We start from the raw sequence: 11,676 nt of genomic DNA on the forward strand, positions 1-11,676 counted from the left end.
CCGCCACGCAGGACCCGGTCGTGCCAGTTTCATGCCCCTGGGGGTCTATCAAAAGTGTTATTGAGTATTCACCATACCAATCCTGGCACCACTCCCAGACATTGCCCAGCATGTCGTACAGGCCGAGTGCGTTGGGTGCCTTCCGGGCCACCGGGTGGGTCGTATTTCCTGAATTTTTATCGTACCAGGCAACCCGGTCCAGATCCGCTTCAGGAATGGAATCGCCTGGTGCTTGGGGTCCACCCCGGCAGGCATATTCCCACTCGGCTTGGGTGGGCAGCCTGAATATCATCTGGCCACCACTGCGTTGGTTTAATTTTTGGATGAAGGCCTGTGCATCGTTCCAGGATACACTCTCCACCGGCCGCTGGTCATCGCCCTTAAACTTAGAAGGATTGCTTTCCATTTGCGCCTGCCAATGGGCCTGGGTCACCGGTGTGGTTTGCATGTAAAATCCCTGGGTCAACAGCACAGGGTGAATCGTTTCGTCCGACCTATGTTCCGGCAAACCCTCTGGGCGTCCCATACTAAACAATCCCGGTGGAACGTAAACAAAGGTCATTCCGAATTGGGTAATCGAATTATGGTCATTTTCGGTATCGAAAAGCATGCTTAGATCGAGAGCAGGCTTCCCTGAGCCACCGATCATCTGAAGCATCTGACCAGTAGAATGGATTTTCTCCGTCGGCCGAAACAACGGCTTCTCACATACGAATTTAGCGACCAGGAACTCCTGGATGCTGTAGTGGGAAAAGCGGTAGTCCCCCTCGGAGTTGCGGTTCAAGAGCGAGCGGCCTTTCATGTCGATCTCGGTGATGGTCTTGACCTTGCGCGAGATGGTCTCGATCAACCGGTTGATTTCATCCTCGCTGACCTCGCGTTTTTGTCGCATCTGCATCCATGTGGCCAGAATGATGCAAGCATCGTAAAGATCGTTATGGTCAAGATCCTTTTTTTTGAGCAGTTCCCGCCGCAGCCAGTTATCCACCAGGGCATCGTAAATATGATAGATATTGCCGCCGCCATCATGCATGCGTGGGGATTCCATGAGATCGTCAATGTAGCTGAGCAGCATCGGCCGGCAGCGCAGGCTGCCCATGCTGGCGATGATGACTTTGGCCTTTTCGATCTTTTTCTGATCGGACAGCAATCCGAAAAACCGTTTGGGAAAGCGTTTGGAGAGATAGTGATAAACCTTACCATCGTTGAAAAAGGAGAGATATTTGGAGTAGCAGTCGTAACCGCCGATGCATATCTGACCAGGCAACTCCAGGGGATGGGTATGGAGCATGGGAAAGAATTGGGTCCGGCAGGTGATGATCGCCTTGGCGAAACGCTGGGAGACCGCGAGAATCTCCTCCAGACGCTGGTTGACCCTGCCGTAGGCGCTGGGGTCCTCATCCAGCGAATCCAGGAGCAGGATGGTCTCCCTCTTGTTTGGGATGGTTTCGATTTCCTCAAGGGTTTTCGGCCCCAGCTTTTTCAGCACGCAATCCCGGTCCTGGGGCCAGAAGCGGGTCAGATGCATGAGCTTGATCATGGCCAGGAGGGCCGATTTACCCATGCCCGCATCGGAGAGGATGAAAAGCTGGTTGCGCCCCGCCTGGGTGGCCGGTTGCCGAAAGAATTGGTTGATCTTGACCATGACCGGCTCTTTGGCCACCATCTCGTCTTCCACGCGCCGGTCGGCCGGATTCATCTCCTGGCAATCGGGCTCCACATAAAGCTCGGCCAGTTCGAATGGATCGATGAATGTGATCTCCTTGATCTCATCGAGTTCCTTCTCGCGTTCGGCCCGGATCTGCTTGAGCTTGCCCCACAGGGCGGGAATCCATTTCTGACTGTTCAGGGATTTGAAAAACGTCAGGGTTTCCAGCATGGCCAAAGCCTCCGCTTAGATTCTCTTTCTCAGCACCCCCAGTGTCCCGACACGCGGCCGCTCCTCGAACGCACCCGAAGCCACGGCCAGCTTGTAGACCTCCCAGGGCGCCTGGCCACCCTCGGCCGGATTTTCGAAGATGTCGTGGATCAAGAGGTAGCCGTCGGGCATAATGTGATCGGACCAGCACGCGTAGTCCGTGCGGGCGGTCTCGAAGGCGTGGCCGCCGTCGATGAAGACGAGTGATAGCGGCGTGGCCCAGCTTTTCGCCACCACCGCCGAGCGGCTGACGATGGGCACGACGGTCTCCTCCAGACCGGCCAGGACCAGGGTCCGGCGAAACAGCGGCAGGGTATCCATGGTGAATGCACGAAAATCGAATAGCGCGGGATCGAAATATTCCTCACCGGACTGCTGCTCCTCGGAGCCGCGGTGATGATCGATGGAGAAGAGGATGGCATTGTTCTCGCGGCAGGCACAGCCCAGGTAAACGGCCGATTTACCGCAGTAGCTGCCGATCTCCAGGCAGGGGCCTTGTTTGGAGGCCTCGAATGCAATGTCGTAAAGCGCCCTGCCTCGGTCGGGTCCATGAAGCCCTTGATCTGTTCGATTCGTGACGGGTCGATGCGTGACGGCTCGCTTGGCAATGTTCACTTTCCTTTCCGGTGTGGGCATGGTTTGGGCCGCTATGACCATGGTTGGCTGAAATCCCCTCAGCGCAATCCAGCACCGTTTTCGTATACCCTGCATGCGCGTACAATGCAATTGCACCGGCTGGGTTGAATTGACCATGGCTGTGAAATGGGATAGAAAAAAATAAGAATACCAACCGAATGGGAAACAGATGATGCAACCACGCAGGCAAAAAATTACCGTATTGACGGTATTGGCCGGGATCCTGCTTCTGATCGCCCTGTCGGTATCGGGCGGAACGATCCAGCAATGGCTGTGGATGAACCAGGTGGGCTACGCCGTGATCTTCTGGCGACTGCTGGCGGTGCGGTGGGGCCTGGCCGCGTTGGCGTTTGCGGTCGTGCTGGCAGCAACATGGCTCAATTTGCGCATTGCCGCTCGCAACATCGAGAAGAACCTTCCACTGGGGAAGACTTCGACACGTCGCAGATATTTCCCACGGCGCGGGGCATCCCCGTCGTGCTGGGATCGTTGAAGATCCTTGTTGCTTTGGGCGCCTGCTGTTGGCAATCGTTTTTGCGCTCACCTTTTACGCCGAGTGGGACACCTTTGTGCGCTTTTACTGGGGCGGGGCCATGGGGCAGGTCGACCCCATCTACGGCAAGGATGTCGGCTTCTACCTCTTCCGCCTGCCATTCTACCAGCTGATCCAGAACAGCCTGAACGGATTGGCGCTGATCAACCTGCTGGCGGCGTCCGTGGCTTACGGCTTTTTCGGCGTCTTTCAGGCCGGCTGGCGCAGCTGGGTCCGCCACGACCACACCGCCTTCAGGCATCTCGCCGGCCTGCTGATCGTTGTGTTGGCATCATGGGCCTGGGGCTACTTTCTGGACCGCTACGAGCTGCTTTACGGGCAGATCGGTATCGTCTATGGCGTGGGGTACACGGCGTATCACATTACCCGCATCAGTTTCTGGATCATGCTGGCCGCATCCGTGGTGCTGGTCGCGCTGGTGGCCGTTTCCCTGGTGGTGAAACGATTCAGGGGATTCCTGTTATTGAGCGCCGGCGGTTTCCTGCTCCTGTATGCCGTCGTCGTGATCGTCCTTCCCGGCGTGATCCAAAAATACAAGGTGGCCCCCAGCGAGTTGCAACTGGAAACGCCTTTTCTCAAGCACAACATCGCGTTCACCCGCAAGGCCTTCCAGCTGGACCGCATTCAGGAGCAAACCTACCCGGCCCTTCAGGACCTGACGCTCAAGGATATCGCCGACAATCGGGAGACCATCGACAACATCCGCTTGTGGGACTGGCGTCCCATCCTCGATACCTACCGGCAGACCCAGGAAATCCGGCTCTACTATCAATTCTATGACGTGGACGTCGGGCGCTATCACCTGGCGGACGGCTATCACCAGGTCATGCTCTCCGCCCGGGAACTGGCCGCCCAACTGCCGCCCAAGGCCAAGACCTGGGTCAACCAGTACCTGCAGTTTACCCACGGATACGGGCTGGTCATGAACTTCGTCTCCAAAAAGACGACCGAAGGGCTTCCCGACTACATCATCGAAAACATCCCGCCCCAATCCGGTTACGGCATCGACGTCAACCAGCCGGCGGTTTATTATGGCGAAAACAGCCCCGCTACCGGATCGTCGCCACCAACGTCAAGGAATTCGACTACCCCAGGGGCGATAACAACGTCTACACCAGCTACGGCGGCAGCGGCGGCATCTTGCTGGATGCCTGGTGGAAACGCCTGCTGTTCTCCTGGACCCAGTCGGATGTCAATATATTGCTCAGTTCCTACATCGAACCCAGCAGCCGCATCCAGATCTGGCGCGGCGTAAAGGAGCGAGTGGCCCGCATCGCCCCCTTTTTGAAGGTGGATGATGACCCCTATCTGGTGCTCAGCGGCGGCCGGCTTTACTGGATCCAGGATCTGTATACGGTTTCCGATCGATTCCCCTATGCCCAGCCCTATAAAAAGGCGTTTGACCGCATCAACTACATTCGCAACGCGGCCAAGGCGGTGGTTGACGTTTACAACGGCAGCGTGTCGTTTTATATCACGGATCCAAAAGATCCGCTGCTGGGTGCCTACCGCGAGGCGTTCCCGGGTGTTTTCAAGCCATTGGATGCCCTGCCGGCAGACCTCAAGGCCCACCTGAGATATCCCGAGAATCTGTTCGCCATCCAGGCCGATCTCTACCGCACCTACCACATGACCGATCCGCAGGTGTTCTACAACCAGGAAGATTTATGGAGTTTCCCCCAGGAGAAGTATGCCGGTCAGGCGATTCCCGTGGAGCCGTACTATATCCTGATGCGCCTGCCGGGTGAGAAAACGCTTCAATACCTGCTCATGACGCCCTTCACCCCGCAAAACCGGGACAACATGATCGCCTGGATGGCCGCCCGCTGCGATTTCCCCGAGTACGGCCAGCTACTGGTCTACCAACTGCCCAAGGAGCGTCTGATTTACGGTCCCATCCAGGTCGAGGCCATGATCGACCAGAACACGCGCATATCCGAGCAGCTGTCCTTGTGGGATCAGCGCGGCTCACGGGTTATTCGCGGCAACCTGGTCGTCATTCCCATCGAGAATGCCTTTCTTTATGTCGAACCGGTTTACCTGACCGCCGAGGGCATCAATATCCCCCAGCTTAAACGAGTGATCGCCATTTATGGCGACAAGGTGGTGATGGCCGCAACACTGGACGAGGCGATCAACACCCTTTTCGGGGCAACCCCCGCCCCGCAGCCGGAAACCACTGTCCGTGCCCCCGTTCAAAACCAGGTTCTCGACCGCGTCCGGGAGATATTCCAGAGCGCCCAGCAGGATCTGCAGCAGGGCCGCTGGGCCGAATACGGCCAGGCCATGGAAGACCTGAAAAAAATTCTGGCAGAACCCGGGAAGTGATTCTTATGGGAAAACAAACACCCCAGAATAAACTGATGCCTTTAGTGGTAAACGATAATGAGCTATTACAGTTAATGCAATTCCAAACCCTTGGCTCCATATCAAACCAGAATATTAACCTTGCGATGGATTCGATTGTCGATTGACGATGTTTACATTTTGGACATTTTAGCATTGTTTTCTTCACCGCGCGGTTCGGGTGGCTTAACGCCCATACGTTACCGTAAAACTTGCGTTCCCAAGGGCATTGGAATTAATCATAAATCCAAATCATACTGGTCGTGTTCATACGAGGCAGCCTTCTCGTGCCAAGTTTCCCCTTAACAATTATTGGTGATTTATTTAGTTTCTTTTCCACACCCAGCACCGAATTTATGTATGTGTAGTTCGCCACCGGTAGCCCAATTTTCTCGGTCCAATTCCTCAATTAGCACCGTAACCCATTCCGGTTCGACATCCAAAGTTGAAACAACTGAATCGGTTATTGCGCGAACAAGAATTCTTTTTTGCTCAATGGTTCGGCCTTTTGCCATTTTTATAGAAACAATCGGCATGGATTCTTTTCCAATCAATTTTTGAACATCGTTATGGACACACAACATTACTAAAATGTGAACCTGGGCACAAAGACAAGCAGGATGGAGGAATTATTTATTTCCGGCAACCTTAAACTGCCCAGCACTGAAAAAGGTTATTTTTTATCCTCTTTTCTAATAGCTTTGAATCCAGAATCATCACCTTCATGAAAAAACAAACGCCCAATTATAACATCACCTTCAATGGTTGCAAATCCTCTCCCTGAGGTAGGATCCATTTCATCGTTACCATCAAAGGAAAACTCTACAAAGTCCTTCCCATTTCTAATTGAGAACCGACAGTCCATATACCCATGAACGTATCCAAATTGGAATTCTCCACTATCATCATCGTCGAAATGAAAATATCCTTGGACCTCAGCATCAATAAATTTTTGATCCCACATTTCCATTTCTATAATTCGCCAATAGCCATAAATTCCGATTTCATCCATTGATAACGTTTCTCCATATGGAAAATCTCACGGTAGGAACGCCGGTTCGGTTACCCGGTGGCGACCGTTAAAACCCTCGGCGTCCGCGATTGCCATTTCGAAGCTGTACCAGCCTTTCAGGGCACGCGACCACCCCTGCGGCCCACAGGATTCTCTGCCTACGCTTAGCCCATCTTGTTCAATACCCTACGCCGTTGATCGGTCAGTGGGATGGGACCATCCGCGAATGGCTCCGGTTTCTCCGGGTCGCAGCTCGTTTCCAGCCAATACATCGGCGTTCAGCACTTACTCTGCCACTTCCCCATTTGGATAATATTGATTCACAATTTCAGCAACCTCAGAAAGCCAAGCAATACGTTGTTCATTGCTACTCGTGACAACGATATTGAACATTTTTCTATAAAAATCATGGACTCCACAAAGATCGAAAATGCAGTTTTTCCAAATTGTTTCGAGAGGGTCTTTAAATACATTTATTTCGCGATTGGATTCGGTATTGGATGTGTTAAAAACCAAGGCAGACTTTGCCTTAAGCAAACCAACTGGGACACCTTCACCGGAATCTCCTTCAATAAATTCATATGCAACACCGGGTCTAAACACCCTGTCTATCCAACCTTTCAAAATAGCCGGGGGTTGCCCCCACCAATTGGGATGAACAACAATAATTCCATCTACTGAAGCGATTTCATCACAGTGTTTTTTCAATTCGCCCGGCAATTCGGTAGTTCGTGAAATTTCTTGGGCCGGAAGTAGCGCATCGAATTTTTCAGAGTATAAATCGTGAAAATAAACAGTATGACCGTTTGCTTCAAGAGTATCAAGACAGCATTTTGCTATCGCAGAGTTTAGACTGTCCTTATCTGGGTGCGCAATTATTAGCGATATTTTCATATGTTACTTTCCCATTTTTTCAAGCAGAACAGGCGGCATCAGGCGCGGCGGTTTTTTGCCGTCGACATTAATGCCATTATTGGGCCAAGGCATTAAATTCTTGGTGTATTATTCTATCTTGACAATTGTCACGTGATTGTTTACACTGCGTTTATGATAAAAACATTTGCCGATAAAGAAACCCAAAAGATATTTGTTTCTGGCAAATCAAAACGCTTACCGTCCGATTTATTACGAAGGGCAATAAGGCGTTTAGAATTTATCCATTATGCAAATGACATAAATGACCTTTTGGTGCCACCCAGTAACAGACTCCATGCTCTAAAAGGCGACAGGAATGGGCAACATTCAATATCTATAAATGACCAGTGGCGAATATGTTTTTGCTTCATTGAAGGCGACGCCTACGATGTTGAGATTACCGATTACTATTAAGGATAAAACAATGGCGATCCCCAATACAGCAAAGCGTGAAATCAGGCCGACTCATCCCGGTGAAATGCTTAGAGAGGATTTCATGCCAGACTATGGCCTTAACACGACTTCCATGGCAAACGCATTAGGCGTATCACGCCAAACTATTAATGAAATTTTAAGAGAACGACGTGCTATCAGTCCGGCTATGGCGCTAAGATTGTCACGTCTTTTTGGTAATTCACCCGAATTCTGGTTGAATGTACAGCACTCATGGGATCTTTGGGATTCGGAACAAAGGTATAGTAAAGAATTATCAAAAATCCGGCCTTTGAATGCTGCATGACCTATTTGCTGGATATCCTAAGATCCACCAGCCCCAACGTTCAACGTTCAGGATATGCCGCAAGCCGGGTTCAAAAACGTGAAGTTCTGCGGACCGCGCGCTGTTTGCGGTCCGCAGAAACGCTTGGTTGTGTGATATTTTATATTAATATAGCTTTATTTCAAGGATCTTATCGGTGATTCTATGAAATATCTTTACCTCGTTCAATTCTGTTGAAAGAAGTTTGATGTCTTGGCTCTTATAACCCGATTGAAAGCCATTTCTAGAATTTGTTCTTTCCCAATAAAATTTTGCAGGTATTATAATATGAGCGAGATCTTTGTAATAAAATGACTGCCGCCACAAACCTCCGTCTATCGTCCTATCTTCTAATAATTCAACTTCATCTGGTAGCCCATTTGTCCAATAAGTTAAACAGTGCTCTAAGCTACTAAATGTTGTAAATGCGCACCAAGATTGGCTTGCCCAGGATACCGAAAAACCTTTTCCAAGGATTCTTCTTGCTATAACAAGAAATATTTTCCAATCTTTATCAGTCATTTGTTTTCTTGCACACAACGAATAGCGTTTTATCCATCGTCCCGATACAAAAGTACTGAGCGACGGCAAGCCGCGTGTTAACAAAACATTCGGTGGAACCAATGGAGCAAGGATAGGGATGGTGGATAAAATGGCGTTGAACAGAGCCGCTTGATGCCGTCGGTCAAGCTATGGATTTTATATCGCTTGCCCGAGGAAAAATGCAAGGGGACATTGATTGTTGGGATCACGAAATATTGTTCTGATCATCGCGTTCGGCCTGTAACGTTTGGGACGTTAGTCTGTCGATGGTGGGTTACGGAAGCCAAATTTCCATTTTTGGGTGTTTGGGCGCACCCCACCGGTGGTATCTGCCGGTACCCACACGACCCCGGCACAACAATCCTGGTCGATGCTATGGTGGATCGGATTGCATTTCGGGATTTTGCGCATGACCAACATCTGCCCTTTGCCGCATCGCGGACAGCAATGGCGGTAGCTATTGGTTCAGGGCAAGGCCGTAGCGTGCGGCCGATGGGGTCCATTGGTTTATTGTTTTGAATCATGAAAATTAGTTTTTTAATATATATGAATAGAATGTCCCCAATCTCCCGTGGGTTTAAGAACATGCTTGTCTTCAGCAGCGTTAGAGCCGCACCACGCCGCGATGTCAATCAACACCGGCCCGATGACCCCATCATATCTTCGTCTCACCATGTGCCAATATCCCAGCGCAGACAGCCTTGCCACGACCTGGCACCCGGTGCCTTTGGGCAGCCGGGCCTGAGCGGGACCGCCATGGTCATGGTGGAGGCCGCCGTCGCGTGTGCCCCAAGGGCCGCATTTCGACGCGGGACAGCGGCGTCTGGTCCGACCGGCCGTCGTTTCAGGCCACAGATAAACTTTCCAGCATGTTGTGGAAGGCGGTGTATTCACGCATGGCATGGTTCTGCGCGGATTCACGAATGGCGTTCAACCGGTCAGCGTTTCGAAACCCGCGCGACTATCGCCGCATCCAGTTCACCCGTATCGCTCATGGCTTGCAGCACAGCCATCGTGTGCTTCTTATCCATCCCTTTGCGGTAGGGCCGGTCTTCCGTCAGCGCCGTGAAGACATCGGCAACGGCCATAATTCTGGCACCGAGGGGCAAATCGTCGCTATCGAATCCAAAAGGGTACCCCGTACCGTTGAGCCGCTCCTGGTGTAGCGCGCCCCATCGACTGACCGGACGCAACACCTCGAAGGGCTCCAAGGTTTCATAGGTATAATAGACATGGGAGCGCATGATGAAACGCTCATTCTCGTTTAGTGGCCCTGCTTTTTCAATAATTTCCGATGGAATGGCAAGTTTGCCGAGATCGTGGAGGTATCCGGCGATTTCAACCATCCTTCGTTCGTTTTTTGAAAAACCGGTCAAACCGGCCAGTTCAACGGCGACGGCAGCCACTCCGCTGGAGTGCGTTGCGGTAAATTCGCTTTTAAAATCGATCAGGCGGCAGATCAATTTTGCAAATTTGACCAGTTGCTGCTCCGATAGTTCCCGTGTCGAAACCGGGACAATTCTTTTCAGGACGGCTTCCATGTGAGGCGAGGTCGCTTCCAGCCACATGTATTCGCGATGATTCATGGAAAGCAGGGCATCGACGTGCTCGGGAACGAATACCGCACCGCGTTGTTGCGAGACTGCCTCGCAAATGGTGCGGACCTGACCCAACACCGGTGCATGAGGAGAAATCTGGACAGCCACGCGATCGGCCAAGTGGATAATGTGGCTGCCGGCGGGCACCCGCACGCCGTCCTGAACGCCCCCCCTTCCATTTTTCCACGGCAGGTGATGGAATTTGATCAGTTCGGCAATCGCAGCAAAGGGTTCAAAGCCTTCTAGGATCAGACTGCCGGCAACGGCGTGCGCTCCGGGTCTGGTATCCTCGAAAGCCAGTAGGTCGATGCGTTCCTTCATTGAAAAGGCGCCGATATCGTGTAACAGGCCGGCAATAAAAATGTCGAGTTTTTCGTCATCTGACAAAGACAGGGCATCGGCCAACCGATAGCCCCAATAGGCAACCTGCATGTGGTGTTGGCCAATGGCCGCATTCATCAAATCCACCACTTTGGCGATGGACATTGCCAGGTTGAAAATACTCACGCGAAGCTTTTGAATAAACATGGCATTTCCGTACTATAGAAACCGGACGGATTTGTAAAACGCCCGAGATCAAGGCTTGTGGATCCTGAGAATACCGCTATCGCGGGTGCCGTAGGCAGCGTACTAGCAGTACGCCGCAGTGACGAAGGATCCGCGTAATGCCGATATCGGGTGTTTTACGAATCCGTCACCGTTAGGACATGTCATCATAACTTCTGGCCAACACCTCCCGCGGCTTGACCCCGTCCTGGGGACCGATGATGCCCTCTTGCTCCATCATCTCGATGATCCGCGCCGCGCGGTTGTAACCGATGCGCAGGTGCCGCTGGACCATGGAGATGGAGGCTTGGCCGGCCTGGGTGACCAGGGCCACGGCATCGTCGTAGCGCTCGTCATACTCCTTCTCGCCGCCCTCCTCGTCCGTTCCCTTTTCCGGCGCCTGGATGACGCTGGTATCATAGTCGGGGGTCTGCTGCTGCTTGAGAAAGTCGACCACGCGGGTCAACTCGGTCTCGGAGATGTAGGCCCCGTGGATGCGCTGCAGCTTGGCCGTGCCCGGCGGCAGGAAGAGCATGTCGCCGTTGCCCAAAAGGCTCTCGGCGCCGTTGGTGTCGATGATCGTGCGCGAATCGGTCTTGGATGACACCTGGAAGGTCAGGCGTGTGGGGAAGTTGGCCTTGATGATGCCGGTGAGCACGTCCACCGACGGCCGCTGGGTGGCCAGGATCAGGTGCAGGCCGGCGGCACGGGCCATCTGGGCCAGACGGGTCAGGGCCACCTCGACATCCCGCGAGGCGACCATCATCAGGTCGGCCAGCTCGTCGATGATGATGACGATATACGGCAGGGGCTTGGGCGGCTCGACCGGTGCGCCCTCGCCGTCGGCGGGCG

Annotated in this window: 12 protein-coding genes and 1 pseudogene; 5 read left to right on the forward strand and 8 right to left on the reverse strand. The window is 52.6% G+C overall.

The annotated features are described in order from the left end of the window. Positions 1–1,879: formylglycine-generating enzyme family protein (locus JCM12296_RS27785; protein ID WP_157067950.1), on the reverse strand; the 1,879-nt coding region annotated here is incomplete at its 3' end. Positions 1,880–1,894: 15 nt separating this feature from the next. Beyond that, positions 1,895–2,533 (reverse strand): class I SAM-dependent methyltransferase, encoded by a 639-nt coding sequence (locus JCM12296_RS27790; protein WP_246804981.1) that lies wholly within the window; start codon positions 2,531–2,533, stop codon positions 1,895–1,897. 190 nt (positions 2,534–2,723) lie between these two features. Here JCM12296_RS27790 and JCM12296_RS48275 point away from each other — a divergent pair, with 190 nt between their 5' ends. Both JCM12296_RS48275 and JCM12296_RS45950 read left to right on the forward strand, forming a co-directional pair. Then, positions 2,724–3,047, forward strand: a complete 324-nt coding sequence (locus JCM12296_RS48275) for a UPF0182 family protein (protein ID WP_054699938.1) — start codon at positions 2,724–2,726, stop codon at positions 3,045–3,047. A 76-nt stretch (positions 3,048–3,123) separates the two neighbouring features. Then, positions 3,124–5,435 (forward strand): annotated as a pseudogene (locus tag JCM12296_RS45950) (UPF0182 family membrane protein). Positions 5,436–5,773: 338 nt separating this feature from the next. Here JCM12296_RS45950 and JCM12296_RS37155 read toward each other — a convergent pair. The 3 genes from JCM12296_RS37155 to JCM12296_RS27815 form a co-directional block, all read right to left on the reverse strand. Beyond that, positions 5,774–5,989 (reverse strand): tautomerase family protein, encoded by a 216-nt coding sequence (locus JCM12296_RS37155; protein ID WP_083456582.1) that lies wholly within the window; start codon positions 5,987–5,989, stop codon positions 5,774–5,776. A 137-nt stretch (positions 5,990–6,126) separates the two neighbouring features. Next, the gene (locus JCM12296_RS27810) at positions 6,127–6,465 is read right to left on the reverse strand and encodes a hypothetical protein (RefSeq protein WP_054699944.1); all 339 of its coding nucleotides are present in this window, start codon (positions 6,463–6,465) and stop codon (positions 6,127–6,129) included. A 285-nt stretch (positions 6,466–6,750) separates the two neighbouring features. Then, complete coding sequence (locus tag JCM12296_RS27815) at positions 6,751–7,359, reverse strand: NAD(P)H-dependent oxidoreductase (RefSeq protein ID WP_054699946.1); 609 nt, start codon at positions 7,357–7,359, stop codon at positions 6,751–6,753. Positions 7,360–7,512: 153 nt separating this feature from the next. Here JCM12296_RS27815 and JCM12296_RS37160 point away from each other — a divergent pair, with 153 nt between their 5' ends. Both JCM12296_RS37160 and JCM12296_RS37165 read left to right on the forward strand, forming a co-directional pair. Then, positions 7,513–7,794 carry a type II toxin-antitoxin system RelE/ParE family toxin gene (locus tag JCM12296_RS37160; protein WP_083456583.1) on the forward strand — a complete coding sequence of 94 codons (282 nt, stop codon included), beginning with the start codon at positions 7,513–7,515 and terminating at the stop codon, positions 7,792–7,794. Continuing rightward, complete coding sequence (locus JCM12296_RS37165; protein WP_246804983.1) at positions 7,721–8,119, forward strand: HigA family addiction module antitoxin; 399 nt, start codon at positions 7,721–7,723, stop codon at positions 8,117–8,119. Before JCM12296_RS37160 ends, JCM12296_RS37165 begins: the two co-directional genes overlap by 74 nt. A gap of 144 nt (positions 8,120–8,263) precedes the next feature. On the opposite strand, the gene JCM12296_RS37170 is transcribed toward JCM12296_RS37165, so the two are convergent. Continuing rightward, positions 8,264–8,659 (reverse strand): hypothetical protein, encoded by a 396-nt coding sequence (locus JCM12296_RS37170; RefSeq protein WP_083456585.1) that lies wholly within the window; start codon positions 8,657–8,659, stop codon positions 8,264–8,266. A 153-nt stretch (positions 8,660–8,812) separates the two neighbouring features. Here JCM12296_RS37170 and JCM12296_RS39035 point away from each other — a divergent pair, with 153 nt between their 5' ends. Further along, on the forward strand, positions 8,813–9,199 hold the full coding sequence (locus tag JCM12296_RS39035; RefSeq protein ID WP_157067952.1) for a hypothetical protein: 387 nt from the start codon (positions 8,813–8,815) through the stop codon (positions 9,197–9,199). Between the two features lie 419 nt (positions 9,200–9,618). Here the strand turns inward: JCM12296_RS39035 and JCM12296_RS27820 are convergent, their stop codons facing one another. Together JCM12296_RS27820 and JCM12296_RS27825 are read right to left on the reverse strand one after the other, a co-directional pair. Continuing rightward, the gene (locus JCM12296_RS27820; RefSeq protein WP_054699947.1) at positions 9,619–10,806 is read right to left on the reverse strand and encodes an HD-GYP domain-containing protein; all 1,188 of its coding nucleotides are present in this window, start codon (positions 10,804–10,806) and stop codon (positions 9,619–9,621) included. A gap of 172 nt (positions 10,807–10,978) precedes the next feature. After that, on the reverse strand, positions 10,979–11,676 hold a 698-nt coding region (locus JCM12296_RS27825), incomplete at its 5' end, for a DNA translocase FtsK (RefSeq protein ID WP_172684146.1).

This window comes from Desulfosarcina cetonica JCM 12296, assembly GCF_001311845.1.
Taxonomy (GTDB): Bacteria; Desulfobacterota; Desulfobacteria; order Desulfobacterales; family Desulfosarcinaceae; genus Desulfosarcina; species Desulfosarcina cetonica.

Bases quoted from the DNA above. Each gene is read 5' to 3' on its own strand.
- JCM12296_RS37160 (WP_083456583.1), top strand. From the start codon at position 7,513: ATGATAAAAACATTTGCCGATAAAGAAACCCAAAAGATATTTGTTTCT.
- JCM12296_RS39035 (WP_157067952.1), top strand. From the start codon at position 8,813: ATGCCGTCGGTCAAGCTATGGATTTTATATCGCTTGCCCGAGGAAAAA.
- JCM12296_RS48275 (WP_054699938.1), top strand. From the start codon at position 2,724: ATGATGCAACCACGCAGGCAAAAAATTACCGTATTGACGGTATTGGCC.
- JCM12296_RS27820 (WP_054699947.1), bottom strand. From the start codon at position 10,806: ATGTTTATTCAAAAGCTTCGCGTGAGTATTTTCAACCTGGCAATGTCC.
- JCM12296_RS27815 (WP_054699946.1), bottom strand. From the start codon at position 7,359: ATGAAAATATCGCTAATAATTGCGCACCCAGATAAGGACAGTCTAAAC.
- JCM12296_RS37155 (WP_083456582.1), bottom strand. From the start codon at position 5,989: ATGCCGATTGTTTCTATAAAAATGGCAAAAGGCCGAACCATTGAGCAA.
- JCM12296_RS27810 (WP_054699944.1), bottom strand. From the start codon at position 6,465: ATGGATGAAATCGGAATTTATGGCTATTGGCGAATTATAGAAATGGAA.
- JCM12296_RS37170 (WP_083456585.1), bottom strand. From the start codon at position 8,659: ATGACTGATAAAGATTGGAAAATATTTCTTGTTATAGCAAGAAGAATC.
- JCM12296_RS37165 (WP_246804983.1), top strand. From the start codon at position 7,721: ATGACCAGTGGCGAATATGTTTTTGCTTCATTGAAGGCGACGCCTACG.